Genomic DNA, 15,599 nt, shown 5'->3' on the forward strand with positions numbered 1-15,599 from the left:
TACTCACACGTCATTGGAGGAACCATGGCTGACACACAGTGGCTCACGCAGGCCCAGTACGACCTGCTCGCGAACGAGCTGAAGGAGCGCGTTGAGGTCAAGCGCGTCGAGATCGCACGCCTCATCGACGCCGCCCGCCAGGAGGGCGACCTGCGCGAGAACGGCGGCTACCACGCCGCGCGCAACGAGCAGTCCATGAACGAGACCCGCATCCAGGCCCTCCAGGAGATGCTTGAGCACGCCGAGGTCGGCGAGACCCCCGCCGACGACGGCATCGTCGAGCCCGGCATGGTCGTCACGGCCCTTGTTGCGGGCCGCGAGCAGAAGTTCCTGCTCGGTTCGCGCGACGCCGGCGGCGACCTGGGCATCCAGGTTTTCTCCGCCCAGGCTCCCCTGGGTGCCGCTGTCATCGGTCACAAGGCCGGCGACAAGCTCTCCTTCGAGGCCCCCACGGGCCGCATGATCGACGTCGAGATCATCGAGGCCGTGCCCTTCGAAGGCTGAGCCCAAGCGCAGGGGCTCACATGGCCTCGCCCCCTATCAACGTGTAGCGGGTCCTACCTCATGGTGGGACCCGCTCCTGCGTTTATACGCGTGGGATGCCTAGGCCTCGACGTGGGGCATCGGAGGCTCGCCAGGCTTCTCACTCTCGGTGTCCGCGGGTGCTTCCGCGGAAGCTCCCTTCTCAGCCTCCGCGTGGACCTCGACGTGAGCGTCCAGCGACGCCACGACCTCGTCCTCACCAGCCTCCTCGCGGGCCACGTACGGGCGCGTATCGGGCTTACCCGCGTAGGATGCCGCGATCTCTTCCTCAAGGGCACCAGGAGGGCCACCCGGGCGGTCCTCAGCCGTCGCCAGCTCAGGCATCGGGTCGTAGCCGTGCAGGTACATGACCGTCGCGTTGATAAAGGCCGCGATCGGCACTGAGAAGATCGCGCCCGCGATACCGGCAATCGCAGATCCCGCGGTGATGACCAGCATGACGGCCACGGGGTGCAAGGACACCGCGTTCGACATCATGAAGGGCTGCAGAATGTTGGACTCGATCTGCTGAACGACCAGGATGATCACCAGCATGATGATCGCCTTCGTCAGGCCACCATTAACGGCCGCGACCAGCACCGCGATCACGCCCGAGGTCAGAGCACCGAGGATCGGAACGAAGGCAGCAAAGAACGTGATGACACCAATCGGGATGGCCAGAGGTACGCCCAGGAAGAACGCGCCCAGGGCGATGCCGATCGCGTCGATGGCCGCCACCTGAATCTGCGTACGCACGTAAGAGCCGAATGTCGCCCATCCGCGGATCGCGCTCTCGTGGACGGGGACGCGCGCGGGGGCGGGCAGCAGGCGCACGCACCACAGCCAGATCGAGCGCCCCTCCTTCAGGAAGAAGAACAGGCAGAACAGCATCGTCAGGCCGGACGTGGCCAGCGTGCCCACCGAGGAGGTGATGTTCAGGGCGCCAGTCGCCAGCGTTTCCTTGTTCGTGTTGAGCCAGTTGACCAACTCGGCCCGCAGCTGTTCAGCCGCGGACGTCAGGACGGTCGTATCAATCTTGAGGGGGCCATTCTGCAGGAACTCGTTGTGCAGGATCGCATCGAGCAGGGCGCGGAAACCATCCGCGGCCTGCGTCGCCAACTGCGGGACCTGCTGAATGAGTTCGGCGGCCGCCTGGCTCAGCGCGCCGGCGACGGCCGCGAAGAAGACGAGTAGGCCGACGGTCGCAGCCAGCGACGCTGGGAGGTGCAGACGGCGCCGCATCCAGGACACGAGGGGTTCCAGAAGCACGGCCACCGTCAGCGCAATCGCCACCGGCATGATGACGATCGTCAGGCGCGCGATACCCCACAGGACGGCCATCACCAGGCCGGCAACGACCAGGGTGCGCCACGAGAACGCGGCGGCCACGCGCAGGGTCCGCGGGACGGCGAGGGTCACGTCGCGTTCATCCTCGTGTTCCTCACGCACGGACACCATGACGGGGGCGGGCGCGGGTCCGTCAGCGTGCTTTGTGGGCAGCGCGGCGGAAAGCCTGCCCATGAGGTCGGATAGTTTCCAGCGCGGCTGTTCCTGAGTTGCGGCCACGGTCCCTCCTTTTCGTTCACCCACAAGCGTACCCGCCCACTTCCCCATTTCCGTCCGCGCAGCGCGCCATGTACGCGGTTAGTGGCGCATACTGTCTTGCATGAACAACATCTTCACGCTCGCACGCACTGATGTAGCGCCCACGACGCACGCGGTCCTCGGCTCGAATATGAGGGCCGAGGCCGGGGCAGGCCAGGAGGTCATCTACCTGGCAGCGGGGTGCTTCTGGGGCGTCGAGAAGGCCCTGTGGAACGCGCCCGGAGTCGTCACCACCGCGACGGGGTACATGGGCGGGCATACCCCTGATCCCACCTATGAGCAGGTCTGCTCTCATACGACGGGCCACGCGGAGACCGTGCGCGTCGTCTTCGACACGTCACTGACGAGCGCGGCCGACCTGATTCGTCTCTTCTTTGAGATCCACGACCCCACGCAGGTCGGCGGCCAGGGCAACGACATCGGCGACCAGTACCGCTCGCAGATCTGGACGACGACGCCGGAGCAGCTGCGCGACGCGACCGCCCTGCGCGAGGCCTACCAGGACGTTCTGTCCGCACGCGGCTTCGGGCCCATCCAGACCGTTATCTCCACCGCACCCGACGCCGATTCCAACGCGCGATTCTGGTACGCCGAGGACTATCACCAGCAGTACCTGTTCAAGAATCCGGGCGGCTACGAATGCCATGCGCGCACGGGCGTCGCCTGCCCGGCTCTGCCCAGCGAGTAATGGGCATATCGGACCTCGAACATAACGGGGGCGGGTCGGCACACAAGCCGACCCGCCCCCGTCAACGATGAGATCAGTTCACACCGAGGATGTCGGTGACGAACACGAGGGTCGCGCCGCCGGGGATACCGGCCTGCGGGACACCGCGATCACCGTAGCCGAGCTCGGCGGGGATGGACAGCAGGACGCGGTCGCCCACGCGCTTACCCACGAGGCCCTCGTCCCACCCGGGGATGACCATGCCGACGCCAATCTGGAAGGACAGGGCGCCGCCGCGGTCGAAAGAGTTATCGAAGTCCACGTCGGAGCCGAAGACCGCACCGTAGTAGTGGCACGTGATCGTATCGCCGGCCTCGACGATCTGGCCGTCACCAGCGTGCAGGACCTCGACGACGAGCTCGTCGGAGGGGGTGCCGTCGAAGGACAGGGCGGGCTTGCGGCCGAACTCGCCGGCGACAGAGATGTTTTCCATGGTGTCTTTCCTTAGGGTCGGTGAAGCGGCACGTCAGTTGCGGCGCATAAGGTAGGACAGAATCTTAAGGATCTGGAGGTAGATCCAGATGACGTCGGTCATGATGGCGAAGGTGCACAGCCACGAGTACTTCTCGGGCACGTTGCTCGCGACGCCGACCTTGACGGCGTCGAAGTCGCGCACGAGGCATAGCACGCCGATGAAGACCGCGAGGACGCCGATGATGACGCCGAGCGGGATACCAAAGACGGTGGTGTTGTTGACGGCCCGCATGTCCACCATGCCGGTGACCGACAGCGCAAAGGTGACGAGGTAGTAGAAGAAGAAGGCAACGGAACCGATCCCCGCGACGCGGGTCAGCGTCGACGAGTTACGCACGAAGCCCATCATGAAGGCAGCCAAGGTCGTGCCGATGACGACGAGAGTCGCCAGAACCGCGCTGATGACAATGCCCGGGAAGAAGGCCTCAAAGGTGTAGGAGATCACGCCGAGGCTGAAGCCCTCAATGAGGGAGTAGGTGACGATGGCACCCGGGCGAATCTTCTTCGAGAACTGGATGAAGAGCGCCAGGCCCAGCGTCACGGCGCACGAGGCGAAGAACAGCACCAACGCGAGACCCATCGCAACGATGCCCGTCATCCACCCGGCCGTCGCACCCACAAGAAGCAGGCCGAAGCACATGATGGACTTGACCACGACGTCGTCGAAGGTCATCGTGCCGCGGTCCACGGCGTCGGCGGCGGGAGCGTTCATCATTGCCTCGTAGGAGGCCATGGAGTCGGCGTAGGCGCCCTGCTGCCCCTGGGGGACGCCGTACACGGGCGCTCCCTGGGGCGCCGGATAGGTGGTCTGCGCGGCGTCGCCGGCTCCGCCCTGCGCGTAGGGGTTCGTCGAACCACCGTAGGGATTGGGTGCCTGCTGCGAGGCGGGCTGGTACCCCGGCATCGCCGGGTATCCGGCGGGAGTCGTCTGCTGGGTCGACCAGTCTTTCACGATCGAATTCATCACCGGGTTGGCCATATTTCCTCCTTGGTCAGTGATGTGCTGCCACTAGTGTCGCACGTGGCACCCACAAGTGGGAAACGTTCCATTATGCGCGCAGCACAACCCTGCGTCCACGCGACGTCAGGTATGCCCGCACCGAGCCCCAGCCTCGTCGATGAGGCCTGCCGTCAGTACCCCCGGTGGGACTCGAACCCACAACACACCGATTTTAAGTCGGTTGCCTCTGCCAATTGGGCCACGGGGGCGCGCCGGGGCGCAGGTCCAGCCTACGGGAGGCTGGCGCTCACCTCAAGCTGCCTCAGATCATCGCCTGAGCGATACCGTCGAGGATGTCATGCTCGGAGGTAACGACCTGCTCGATCGGGTGCCCGGCCGCCTCGGCACGGTCAAGCACGCGCGTCACGATACGACTCCAGATGAGCGCGCCGGCGGCGATGACGTCCTCGCGGCCCTCAGGCATGAAGCCCAGGGAGGCCTTCACGGACGTCGGCTGATCGACCATGAAACGCACCGCCTCCTCGAATTGCGCGGCGCTCAAGCGGGCACCGTGGATGCGCTCGGGCTGGTAGGAGGTCAGGCCAAGCGCCTGAGCGGTCAGCGTCGTGACCGTGCCCGCGACGCCCACGAGGGCACGCACGCGCGCCAGGTCCACGGACTTTTCGGCGCGATCGAGCTGCTCGTCGATCCACGCAATCGCTCGCTCTTGATCCGCCGCCGGCACGCCGCCCGCGGGGTCCACGTCGGCGAGGAACTTCTCGGTGACGCGCACCGCACCCATATCGATCGAAATCGCCTGCTCGACGCGTGTCGCGCCCAGCACGAGCTCAGTCGAGCCACCGCCGATGTCGACGACCAGCATCGGGGCAGCGACGGATTCACCGAGCCCGCTCACCGCGCCGTTGAAGGACAGGGAGGCTTCCTCCGTGCCAACGACGACCTCGGGCTCCACGCCGATGACGGCCTTGATCTGGCGCACGAAATCCGCGCTGTTGGAAGCATCACGCGTCGCCGAGGTCGCCACGAAGCGGGTCTTCGTCGCGCCCAGGGCCTCGATCATGCGCTGATACTCGACGGTGGCCTCCACCGTGCGCTCAATCGCCGCAGGATCCAAGTAGCCGCGCGCGTCCACGCCCTGCCCCAGGCGCACGATGCGCATCTGTCGGGTCAGGTCGGCAAGGCGCGGGCGACCGCTTTCATCAATATGCCCGTCGGCGACGAGCAGTCGGATCGAATTGGTTCCACAGTCAATGGCAGCTACGCGGGTCATCGCTTCGTTTCTGGTCGTGTGAGTCCCGGACGAGGCCGGGGCGAACGTTGGTGGGGCCGCTCAGCAGGAGCAGCGCTCGGTGGAGAACAGGCCGCGCTCAGCGAGCATCGCGAGCGCACGATCACCGATGGGGTTGACGCCGGGGCCCGCGGCCAGGGAGTGTCCGACGAGAGCGTGCAAGCACTTGACGCGCGTGGGCATACCGCCCGCACTGACGCCAGAGATTTCGGGGACGTCGCCCAGGGTCAGGCGCGCCTGGATGTATGCCTCGTGGGCGCGCGCGTAGGCGGCGCGCAGCTCCTCGTCCTGCTCCAGCTCCTCGTTGAAGGTCTCCATGACGTGCTCGGCCTCAAGAGTCGAGGCACCCTTCACGGCAGCCGGGTGCGTCAGGTAGTACGTCGTGGGGAACGGCGTCCCATCGGGCAGGCGCGGCGCTGTGGCCACGACGGTGGGCCGACCGCACACGCATCGCGCGGCGATACCGACGACTCCACGGGGGACGCGGCCCAGCTGGCAGCGCAGGACCTCCAGGTCCTCTTCGGTGGCGTCGGTGGTGTTAACGAGGCTCATTCTCCGCTTTCTTGGCCGGTGGTCATCGCCTGTCCCGACTGGCTGGTGTCAGCCGACGGGATGGGCGTCGTCATGGGCGGCTGATCCGCCTTCCCCACTAGGATAGCGAGCTGCTGCACCCAGGGGCGCGCCGGTCCAGTCGAGGCCGCGGCGGCAGCCAAGGCGGAGTCCTGGTATTGCGGCCCCGGATCCACCACCGTGTATTGAGTCTCACCGGGGCGAACGTATCCGAGGCGTTCGCGCGCCTGCGTTGAAATGTAGTCGGGGTCGTTCCACAGGTCCAGCTGTCGCTGCATGTCGGCGTTCTTCTGCTGCTGCTGGGCTACCTGGGCCTTAATCTGCGCGAGTTCACGCTCCTGCTGCCACCACTGGTACAGGCTCGGCACAAGCATGACGGACAGGATCGCCGCGACCGTGAGGACAACGATGAGACGCGTCGACACGTCGAGGCCGCCGATCGACAGGACGGAGCGTCCCTCCCCCGCCGATCGCCTCGCCGCCTGCTTGTCCTCACGCCGTTCAGAGCGGAAGAAACGGCGACCGGCCCCCTCCCGCTTCTCCGCCTTGGTAGCCTTCTCACGCTTCCTCGCCGAGGCCTCGGCCCCCTTCGAGGACTTCGCAGCCTTCGCAGCTGCCCTGCGCTGACGCGACTTTTCCGCGTTAATCTCACGCGTCGTACGCGCCGCCTCCGACGAGGAGGAGCGGCGACGCGAGGAGGGGCGGGAGGAAGGACGACGACTAGCCATTCTTCTATCGTGCCCTACATCGACACATTTGGCTGATCCCCACGCCGAAAAAACTCCGCGCGGACCCTTGCGGGCCCGCGCGGAGCTATGCGGCTAGTTGCCTAGACTCACTTGAAGCGAGGGAAGGCGGAGCGGCCGGCGTAAACGGCGGCCTCGCCCAGCTGCTCCTCGATGCGCAGCAGCTGGTTGTACTTGGCGACGCGCTCGGAACGAGCGGGAGCACCGGTCTTGATCTGGCCGGAGTTGGTGGCGACGGCCAGGTCGGCGATGGTGGTGTCCTCGGTCTCGCCGGAGCGGTGCGAGGTCATCGTACGGTAGCCGTTGCGGTGCGCTTCCTCGACGGCGTCGAGGGTCTCGGTCAGCGAACCAATCTGGTTCACCTTCACGAGCAGCGCGTTCGCAGCACCCAGCTCAATGCCCTTCTTCAGGCGGGCGGGGTTGGTGACGAACAGGTCGTCGCCGACCAGCTGGACGCGGCCACCGATCTCGGCGGTCAGGGCCTTCCAAGCATCCCACTCGTCCTCATCCAGCGGATCCTCAATGGAGACCAGCGGGTAGTTCGAGATGAGCTTCTCGTAGTACTCCACCATGTACTCGGTCGAGCGGCCTTCGCCCTCGAACTGGTACAGGCCGTCCTTGAAGAACTCGGAAGAGGCAACGTCCAGGGCCAGCGCGACGTCCTCGCCCGGCTTGAAGCCGGCCTTCTCGATCGCGGAGACGATCAGGTCCAGGGCCTCGGCGTTGGAGTCCAGGTTGGGGGCGAAGCCGCCCTCGTCGCCCAGACCGGTGGACAGGCCGCGATCCTTCACGACGCCCTTGAGCGTGTGGTAGACCTCGGCACCCCAGCGCAGGGCCTCACGGAAGGAGGGAGCGCCGAGGGGAGCGATCATGAACTCCTGAATGTCAACGTTGGAGTCCGCGTGGGAGCCACCGTTGAGGATGTTCATCATGGGGACGGGCAGGACGTGAGCGTTGGGGCCGCCCAGGTACTTGTACAGGGGCAGGTCCGCGTACTTCGCAGCGGCCTTGGCGACGGCGAGGGAGACGCCGAGGATGGCGTTCGCGCCGAGCTTGCCCTTGTTGGGGGTGCCGTCCAGGTCGATCATGGCCTGGTCGATGTAGCGCTGATCGTCAGCTTCCTCGCCGATGAGCTCAGGAGCGATCTGCTCGACGACAGCGTCGACGGCGTCCTGGACGCCCTTGCCGAGGTAGCGGCCCTTGTCGCCATCGCGACGCTCGACGGCCTCGAACGCGCCGGTGGACGCGCCGGAGGGAACGGACGCGCGCGCAGCGGTGCCGTCCTCGAGGACGACCTCAACCTCAACGGTGGGGTTACCGCGCGAGTCGAGGATCTCGCGTGCACCAATGCCTTCAATAACTGCCACGTCATTCTCCAATCGATGTTGTTGCGTGGAAGCGGTCAGTACAACGGTAATACGGACCGCCATATGTGGTCACCCCCGGCGAGGGGGACGTTGTGTTGTGCGGGGCTTTGCGCCCCACTTTTGCGCACCGACAAGCGACATTAGTCCCTGTCGAGAGCACTGTGAGCGAATACTCACACGTCCGTCAGTTGGCGCTGCCGCCGCCCATGAGCGACGCCAGGTTGTCCTTCTGACCGGAGACCGTGTCGCCGAACATCGGCGTCGTCGCGCCCTGCGCACCGCCCAGCGAGGGCTGGACGAAACGCGGGTTCACGCGCACGTCAGAGCCGTCGCGAGCATCAGCGATGACCTGGTTGAGCTGCTGCACGACCTCAGGATTGGCCTGCGCGACCTGGTTGAGGTTCTGGGTGAGCAGGATCGACTTCACGGTTGCGCGGGTGGCGGGACCCAGCGTGCCGAGAGACTGATCTCCCAACTGCTCGGACGCGCGCGCGGCAATCTGGTCGATCTGCTCGTCGGAGACTTCTGCACCCACGGAGGCACCGGCGGCCTCCAGGAGCGGCAGGTTCACGAGCTGCGAGCGAATCTGCGAATCGCTAATCTGCTGGCCACCGCTGAGCACAGACATCTGCTGGGCGGCCTGCGCCACCTCCTCGTTGGAGTACGAGCCGGACGAGCTGACGACGGCAGCGCCGGGATGGGCGGAGCATGCCCCCATTCCCAGTCCTGCGGCCACGATCAGGGCGGCGGTGGCGAGCTGGCGTGTGTAGCGCACGAGCGTTCCTTCCTCAGATGTGTTGCGACGCAATAGGACCAGTGTATTCCACCACAGGCACTACTCGCCAAAAGGCACAAGAATCTTGGTCACCAGAGTCTCCACCCACTCCAGGAGCGGGCCGTCGGTGAGCGGTGACCCGCCGACACGCGACGTGAGGGGCAGCGGCACGAGAACCTGGCGGACGGCGGCCTTGATGACCGTTCCGGGGTGCAGGCGCTTGAGGCGCATGACCTGGGAGTCGCGCAGCTCGACCGGGGAGACGCGCAGGTACTTGCCCTGCGTGACGACCTCGGTGATGCCTGCCCGGCGCACGATCTCGCGTAGCCTGGCGACCGAGAAGAGAAGGTCGACCTGGGGCGGGATGGGACCGTAGCGGTCGACGAGCTCCTCGCGCACGTCCGCTTCCTGTTCGGGTGTGGCAATAGCCGCGATCTTCGCGTACACCTCGAGTCGCAGGCGTTCGCCGCGCACGTAGCCGTCGGGGATGTGCGCGTCGACCTGCAGGTCCATGCGCACGTCCGTCTTCTCAGCCGGGGCGTCGCCTCGGTAGGCCGCAACGGCGTCGGAGACCATGCGCACGTACAGGTCAAACCCGACGCCCTCGACGTGGCCGGACTGCGCGCCCCCCAGGAGGTTGCCGGCGCCTCGGATCTCGAGATCGCGCTGGGCAACTGCCAGGCCCGCGCCCAGCTCGGTGTTCGCGGCGATCGTCTTCAGGCGCTCGTGCGCGGTCTCGGTGAGCGCCTTGTCGCCCGGGTAGAAGAAGTACGCGTAGGCGCGTTCGCGGCCTCGCCCCACGCGCCCGCGCAGCTGGTGGAGCTGGGACAGGCCGAAGGTGTCGGCACGATCAACGATGAGTGTGTTCGCGTTGGAGATGTCCAGGCCGGTCTCGACAATGGTCGTGCACACGAGGACGTCGAACTCGTGATTCCAGAAGTCCTGAATGACGCCCTCGAGCTGGTGCTCGTTCATCTTGCCGTGGGCGGTACGCACCCGGGCCTCGGGGACCAGCTCGGCGATGTGGGCTGCGACCGAGGCAATCGAGTCAACCCGGTTGTGCACGTAGAAGACCTGACCGTCGCGCAGGAGCTCGCGGCGGATCGCGGCGCTGACCTGGGCATCCGTGTAGGCACCGACGAAGGTGAGGACGGGCTGGCGTTCCTCGGGCGGGGTCTGGAGGATCGACATCTCGCGGATGCCGGAGATCGCCATCTCGAGGGTACGCGGGATCGGTGTGGCGGACATCGACAGGACGTCCACGTCGGTGCGCAGGGCCTTGAGGGTCTCCTTGTGTTCGACGCCGAAGCGCTGCTCCTCGTCGATGATGACCAGGCCGAGCTTCTTGAAGGAGACAGTGCCGGTCAGCAGCGAGTGGGTGCCGATCACCAGGTCGACCTCGCCCGAGGCCAGGCCCGCCTTGACCTCCTCGGTTTCCTTCGGGGTGGAGAAGCGCGACAGGGTGCCGATGTGTACGGGGAACCCGGCGTAGCGCTCGGCGAAGGTCTCGGCGTGCTGGGTGACCAGCAGGGTCGTGGGCACGAGGACTGCGACCTGGTAGCCGTCCTGGATGGCCTTGAACGCGGCGCGCACCGCAATTTCGGTCTTTCCGTAGCCGACGTCGCCGGTCAGCAGGCGATCCATGGGGACGGGTTTTTCCATGTCGGCCTTGACCTCGTCGATGGTGACGAGCTGGTCGGGGGTCTCGACGTAGGGGAATGCATCCTCGAGTTCGCGCTGCCAGGGGGTGTCGGGCCCGAAGGCGTGCCCCTTGGTCTGCTGACGCACCGCGTACAGGCGGATGAGTTCCTTGGCGACCTCGTTGACGGCCTTCTTCGCGCGTGCCTTCGTCTTCGCCCAGTCGGCGCCGCCCATCTTCGTCAGGGTCGGCTCGTCGGATCCCGTGTACTTCGAGATCTGGTCGAGCGCGTCGGTGGGCACGAAGAGCCGGTCGGCGGGCTGTCCGCGCTTGGAGGGCGCGTATTCGATGACCAGGTAGTCGCGCGTCGATGCGGCGTCTCCTCGCCCGATTGTGCGCGAGACCAGCTCGATGAAGCGTCCGATGCCGTGCTGGTCGTGGACGATGTAGTCCCCGGGATGCAGGGTCAGTGGGTCAACGCCCTTGCGCCTGCGCGAGGGCATGCGTCGCATGTCGCGCGTCGATGCTCCCGCGCGCCCGGTGAGGTCACCTTCGGTGAGGATCGCGATCTTCAGGTGCGGCGCGACGAATCCGACGCCCGCCTGCGCGGTCGTAATCGTCACGAGGCCGGGGTCGGGGCGCGCTTCCACGTTGTCCGCGAGCGCGGCCGGGCACGAGGCGTCGGTGAGGATGGATCGGATGCGCCTGCCCGGGCCGGGGCCTTCGGTGGTGACGACGATGCGCCAGCCGCCTCGGGCCAGGTCGGTGAGGTCGGCAGCTGCGCGGGCGAAGTCTCCGCGGTAGGGCTGCACGTCGCGGGCACCCACGCGCATGAGGGTGGGCGAGACGACGACGGGCGCGGGGCCGTCCGATGAGGGCGAGTCGGCCTCGTCGATCGCGGAGGCGAGGTCGGCGGGCGGCAGGTCAGTGAGCTCCCACCAGGGGCGCGTCCCGCTCCCCCACAGGTCGGCCAGGTCGAGGAACGAGGCCTTGGAGGCCTCGAGCGGTGTGTCCGCTCCCCCGGCGGCGGCGCTCCACGCGGCGGCGAGGAACTCCTCGGTCGTGGCCACGAGGTCGGCGGCGCGCGCACGGATGCGTTCGGGGTCGGAAGCGAGGATCGGCGAGCCTGCGGGCAGCAGGTCGAGGAGGGATTCCATGCCGCCCACCAGAATCGGAGCCAGGGACTCGATGCCGGGGGCGGCGATTCCCTCGGCGGCGAGGGTCAGCATCTCGGCAGCGCCGGGCAGGCGGTCGGCGGCCTCGCGGGCGCGGGCGCGCACGGCCTGGGTGAGGAGGAGCTCGCGGCAGGGCACGGCCCACAGACCGTCGGTGGCCTCGCCGAGGGTTCGCTGGTCGGAGACGGAGAAGGCGCGGATGTCGTCGACCTCGTCGCCCCACAGCTCGACGCGCAGCGGGTGGGGCTCCTGGGGCGGAAAGACGTCGAGAATCCCGCCGCGCACGCTCATCTGGCCGCGTCCTTCGACCATGTCGACGCGCTCGTAGCCAAGCTCGGCCAGTCGGTTCGTCACGTCGGTGAGGTCGAGGATGTCCCCGGTGCGCACGCGCACGGGTTCGAGGTCCGCCAGGCCTGAGATGATCGGCTGGAGGAAGGCGCGGATCGGCACGACGAGGACGGACAGCGGGCCCGCGCTCTCATCCCCTTCGATGGGGTGGACGAGGCGACGCAGGACCGCGATGCGACGCGCCATCGTGTCGACCTGGGGCGACAGACGCTCGTGCGGCAGGGTCTCCCACGCGGGCAGCATGGCCACGCCCGGGATCCACGAGGCCAGGGCGTTGGTCAGCGACTCGGCGTCACGCCCGGTGGCCGTGAGGACGACGAGCGGCGTGGCCGCGCGCGAGGCGACGGCTGCGAGGAGTGGCGGCCTGATGCCGACGGGTGCGACGATCGTGCCCGAACGGCCCGCCTCGATGGAGTCGGTGGCCGTCTCGATCGCGGGATCGGTGGAGATGTCCGGGAGGAGTCCGGTGAGTAGCACGCGCTGCCTTTCGCGGTGAGAGTGCACAGCGGCACCCAATGTGGGGTGCCACCTCGTTCAGGACCCGGTGTGAAGGGCCATCTGGGTGGGGGCGAATCCCTTGGTGACGATGTCTTCGACGACGTCAGCAGCCTGCTCGAAGGTGACGTCCCAGTCGGGGCGCTCCTTAGTGGGCAGGGCACCCAGCACGTAGTCGGCGGGGTCCATGCGCCCCGGCGGGCGCCCCACGCCGATGCGCAGGCGGGCGTAGTCGCGCGTTCCCAGGTGTTGGCTGAGGGACTTCAGGCCGTTATGGCCGCCTTCTCCCCCGCCGACCTTGAGGCGCAGCGTGTGCGCGGGCAGATCCATGTCGTCGTGGATGACGAGGATACGCGAGGGCGGGATCTTCAGGAAGGATGCGAGCGCGCTGATCGGCCCGCCGGACGTGTTCATGTAGCTGTCGGAGCGGGCCAGGACCACGCGGGGGCCGGGCACTCCACCGGGGCCGATCCCCAAGCGCACGTCGGCGGTGTGCGTACGCGAACGATGCGACGTCAGGGTCGCACCACCGCGCGAGGCGAGCACGTCGAGGGTCAAGTACCCGACATTGTGTCGAGTGGAGGCATACTGCGCGCCGGGATTACCTAACCCGACGACGAGCCACGGTCCGTCAGTCGTCATACTCCGATTGTGCCACCCGCGCCGAGAGCATGTCCCACTGGGGAGCGTCCTCGACGACGGGGGCTGCCTCACGTCGGGACTCGGCCCACGCGTCGGCGAAGAGCTGCGCCCACTTGGCGTAGGCCGCCGAGTTGGGATGGAAGAAGTCCGCCGCGTGGTAGGCGAAGGTGTAGGTCGGCAGCGAGTATTCCTGGGTGAGAGAACGCAGGTCAACCAGATGGGCGGCACTGTCGGCGACCGCTGCACCGATGCGGTCGGACATGTCCTGCGCACGACTTTCCTGCGGCATGATGCCGAAAGACGGGATGGTGGACACCAGGGCGTCAGCAGGCAGGGAGGCGAGAACGCGGCGCAGGCGTTCCTCGAACTGTCCGGGTGCCATGTCCTCGGCCATCACGTCGTTGCCGCCGATGGTCAGCGTGACCAGGTCGGGGCTATAGGGCCCATCCAGGAGGCCCAGGCCGCGCATCTGCGGGATCTGGGTGAGTTCGACAGATTCGATGGTCGCGCCCGACAGGGAGAGGTTGAGCAGCAGGACCTCGCGGCCGCGCTGGGCCTTGATCGCGGAGGCGACGCGCGCAGGGTAGGACTCGGTGATGCGCGAGGCCCCCATTCCCTGCACGGACGAATCGCCGAGGGAGACGATGAGGTAGGGACGCTCGCCCTCGGGGTGCTCATCACACTCGCGGAGGCGGTCGAGGGTCGCGAGGTTGTGGTCTTCCCAGGCCTTGCGGTAGTCACCGCGCTGGGAATCCAGCCGCAGCAGGCGTCCGATCGCCAGGCCGCCACCGAAGAGGCTCGCGCCGCCGGCTGCCGCGCCCGCTACCTGCCATGCTCGTTTGCTGATCCCCATCGAAGTGTCCTTCCCTCGTTTGTCCTGCCTCTCAGTGTAACGAGGCCGGGGCCGGTGCTTCAAATGCTGAAGCACCGGCCCCTCGGTTTGTCACAGATCGCTCAGCCTAGGCGTCCGGCGGGCGCTCCCGGGAGGGATCGGATGAAGTGCGGGGACTCCCATCCGCGCTGTGCGTAAGCAGCAGCGACGGCTCGCGCCACCGCCTCCACAGCGTGCCCGTCGACGAGCGCGATCACGCTGCCGCCGAAGCCACCACCCGTCATGCGCGCACCGTGAGCGCCCGCCGCCCGAGCGGCTTCAACGGCCACATCCAGTTCCTCGCAAGACACCTCGTAGTCGTCACGCAGTGAGTCGTGCGAATCGTTGAGGAGGGCGCCCGCGACCGCCAGACGCGTCCCCTCCAGCGGGCCCTCGTCCAGAAGCTCGATAAACGCGCGGGTACGCGCGATCTCGGAGACGACATGGCGCGTACAGGCGGCCAAGCGCTCATCACCCAAGGCGGCCGTGGCCTCGTCCAGGTCGGTGATGTCCACGAGCTGCCTCACGCCCAGGATGCGCGCAGACTCCTCACAGTCCGCGCGGCGCGAACCGTACTGGCCATCCGCCAGCGAATGCTTGGCCCGCGTGTCGATCACGAGGAGCTCGAGGCCGACCGCACCCAGATCAAAGGGAACCTGGCGCGTCGACATGTCGCGACAGTCGAGGGCCAGCGCGTGGCCTGCACTACAGCGCAGGGAGGCCGTTTGGTCCAGGCCACCGGTATTCGCGCCAGCCACCTGGTTTTCCGCGACGCGCGCGGCGTCCACGAGGACTTTGCGCCCCTCGTCATTGGGGTTCTCGACCGTGCCAGCGAGCCCCAGGGAGCACACCTCGTCAAGGGCAACCGCGGTCGCGCACTCGAGCGCGGCGCTCGACGAGAGGCCACCACCCAGCGGCACGCACGACCACAGGGCCGCATCAAAACCGGGCAACGGGCCATATCCGGCCTGTTCAAGCGCCCACGCGACACCCGCGAGGTAGGCGGTCCAATGATTCGTCACCTCGCCAGGGGTCCCCTTCGGACCGATCACATCGAGATCGAGCACGTCAATCGCCTCGCGCGTCTGCGGCGAAATCAGGCGAATCGTCCGATCCGCGCGCGGCGCCAGGGCCACGTACGCACGGTGCGGGAGCGCAATCGGCAGGCACGGCCCGCCGTTGTAATCCACGTGCTCACCGATGATATTGACGCGCCCGGGCGCGCTCCACACGCCCTGAGGCTCATATCCAAACGCGTCACGGAACAGATTTGCAGCCTGGGCTGCACCTTCTTCGGGAGTAGCGGCGTCGGCCCACACGAGATCACTCACAAGATCCTCCTTGGTCTCACTCCCTCAAGGCTACGTGAACGCCCTCACACCATTCAAGCGCTG

Annotated in this window: 14 protein-coding genes and 1 tRNA gene; 2 read left to right on the top strand and 13 right to left on the bottom strand. The window is 67.2% G+C overall.

What is annotated here, in order from left to right; genetic code table 11:
- Positions 1-24: 24 nt before the first annotated feature.
- Positions 25-504: a transcription elongation factor GreA gene (gene greA / locus O3684_RS02060; protein WP_016460188.1), complete on the top strand. Its 480-nt coding sequence runs from the start codon at positions 25-27 to the stop codon at positions 502-504.
- Positions 505-603: 99 nt separating this feature from the next.
- On the opposite strand, the gene O3684_RS02065 is transcribed toward greA, so the two are convergent.
- A complete protein-coding gene (locus O3684_RS02065; RefSeq protein ID WP_500064733.1) occupies positions 604-2,088 on the bottom strand; it encodes an AI-2E family transporter in 1,485 nt (494 codons plus the stop codon).
- A gap of 100 nt (positions 2,089-2,188) precedes the next feature.
- On the opposite strand from O3684_RS02065, the gene msrA reads away from it, so the two are divergent.
- Positions 2,189-2,815: a peptide-methionine (S)-S-oxide reductase MsrA gene (gene msrA / locus O3684_RS02070; RefSeq protein WP_500064735.1), complete on the top strand. Its 627-nt coding sequence runs from the start codon at positions 2,189-2,191 to the stop codon at positions 2,813-2,815.
- 73 nt (positions 2,816-2,888) lie between these two features.
- Here the strand turns inward: msrA and O3684_RS02075 are convergent, their stop codons facing one another.
- The 12 genes from O3684_RS02075 to galK form a co-directional block, all read right to left on the bottom strand.
- Positions 2,889-3,287 (bottom strand): FKBP-type peptidyl-prolyl cis-trans isomerase, encoded by a 399-nt coding sequence (locus tag O3684_RS02075; protein WP_500064737.1) that lies wholly within the window; start codon positions 3,285-3,287, stop codon positions 2,889-2,891.
- 33 nt (positions 3,288-3,320) lie between these two features.
- On the bottom strand, positions 3,321-4,307 hold the full coding sequence (locus tag O3684_RS02080; protein ID WP_500064739.1) for a Bax inhibitor-1/YccA family protein: 987 nt from the start codon (positions 4,305-4,307) through the stop codon (positions 3,321-3,323).
- Positions 4,308-4,463: 156 nt separating this feature from the next.
- Positions 4,464-4,537 (bottom strand) — tRNA-Leu (locus O3684_RS02085).
- Between the two features lie 53 nt (positions 4,538-4,590).
- Positions 4,591-5,559, bottom strand: coding sequence for a Ppx/GppA phosphatase family protein (locus O3684_RS02090; RefSeq protein WP_500063372.1), 969 nt, complete (start codon positions 5,557-5,559; stop codon positions 4,591-4,593).
- A 60-nt stretch (positions 5,560-5,619) separates the two neighbouring features.
- Positions 5,620-6,129 carry a DUF501 domain-containing protein gene (locus O3684_RS02095; protein WP_500064740.1) on the bottom strand — a complete coding sequence of 170 codons (510 nt, stop codon included), beginning with the start codon at positions 6,127-6,129 and terminating at the stop codon, positions 5,620-5,622.
- Complete coding sequence (locus tag O3684_RS02100; protein ID WP_500064741.1) at positions 6,126-6,875, bottom strand: FtsB family cell division protein; 750 nt, start codon at positions 6,873-6,875, stop codon at positions 6,126-6,128. Before O3684_RS02100 ends, O3684_RS02095 begins: the two co-directional genes overlap by 4 nt.
- 107 nt (positions 6,876-6,982) lie before the next feature.
- Positions 6,983-8,260 (bottom strand): phosphopyruvate hydratase, encoded by a 1,278-nt coding sequence (gene eno / locus O3684_RS02105; protein ID WP_034480333.1) that lies wholly within the window; start codon positions 8,258-8,260, stop codon positions 6,983-6,985.
- Between the two features lie 184 nt (positions 8,261-8,444).
- Positions 8,445-9,035, bottom strand: a complete 591-nt coding sequence (locus tag O3684_RS02110; RefSeq protein WP_500064809.1) for a hypothetical protein — start codon at positions 9,033-9,035, stop codon at positions 8,445-8,447.
- 60 nt (positions 9,036-9,095) lie between these two features.
- Positions 9,096-12,674: a transcription-repair coupling factor gene (gene mfd / locus O3684_RS02115; RefSeq protein WP_500064810.1), complete on the bottom strand. Its 3,579-nt coding sequence runs from the start codon at positions 12,672-12,674 to the stop codon at positions 9,096-9,098.
- 57 nt (positions 12,675-12,731) lie between these two features.
- On the bottom strand, positions 12,732-13,334 hold the full coding sequence (gene pth, locus O3684_RS02120) for an aminoacyl-tRNA hydrolase (protein ID WP_500064812.1): 603 nt from the start codon (positions 13,332-13,334) through the stop codon (positions 12,732-12,734).
- Positions 13,324-14,187: an SGNH/GDSL hydrolase family protein gene (locus O3684_RS02125; protein ID WP_500064813.1), complete on the bottom strand. Its 864-nt coding sequence runs from the start codon at positions 14,185-14,187 to the stop codon at positions 13,324-13,326. The genes pth and O3684_RS02125 overlap by 11 nt, the downstream gene beginning before the upstream one ends.
- Positions 14,188-14,288: 101 nt before the next feature.
- Entirely contained in the window at positions 14,289-15,536 is a 1,248-nt protein-coding gene (gene galK / locus O3684_RS02130; RefSeq protein ID WP_500064814.1) for a galactokinase, read from the bottom strand.
- Positions 15,537-15,599 lie beyond the last annotated feature (63 nt).

Source organism: Pauljensenia sp. 20925_1_27, from assembly GCF_041432835.1.
Taxonomy (GTDB): domain Bacteria; phylum Actinomycetota; class Actinomycetes; order Actinomycetales; family Actinomycetaceae; genus Pauljensenia.

Excerpts from the sequence above, each read along its gene's own strand:
- greA (WP_016460188.1), top strand. The coding sequence starts at position 25 with ATGGCTGACACACAGTGGCTCACGCAGGCCCAGTACGACCTGCTCGCG.
- msrA (WP_500064735.1), top strand. The coding sequence starts at position 2,189 with ATGAACAACATCTTCACGCTCGCACGCACTGATGTAGCGCCCACGACG.
- O3684_RS02075 (WP_500064737.1), bottom strand. The coding sequence starts at position 3,287 with ATGGAAAACATCTCTGTCGCCGGCGAGTTCGGCCGCAAGCCCGCCCTG.
- O3684_RS02080 (WP_500064739.1), bottom strand. The coding sequence starts at position 4,307 with ATGGCCAACCCGGTGATGAATTCGATCGTGAAAGACTGGTCGACCCAG.
- O3684_RS02090 (WP_500063372.1), bottom strand. The coding sequence starts at position 5,559 with ATGACCCGCGTAGCTGCCATTGACTGTGGAACCAATTCGATCCGACTG.
- O3684_RS02095 (WP_500064740.1), bottom strand. The coding sequence starts at position 6,129 with ATGAGCCTCGTTAACACCACCGACGCCACCGAAGAGGACCTGGAGGTC.
- O3684_RS02100 (WP_500064741.1), bottom strand. The coding sequence starts at position 6,875 with ATGGCTAGTCGTCGTCCTTCCTCCCGCCCCTCCTCGCGTCGCCGCTCC.
- pth (WP_500064812.1), bottom strand. The coding sequence starts at position 13,334 with ATGACGACTGACGGACCGTGGCTCGTCGTCGGGTTAGGTAATCCCGGC.
- O3684_RS02125 (WP_500064813.1), bottom strand. The coding sequence starts at position 14,187 with ATGGGGATCAGCAAACGAGCATGGCAGGTAGCGGGCGCGGCAGCCGGC.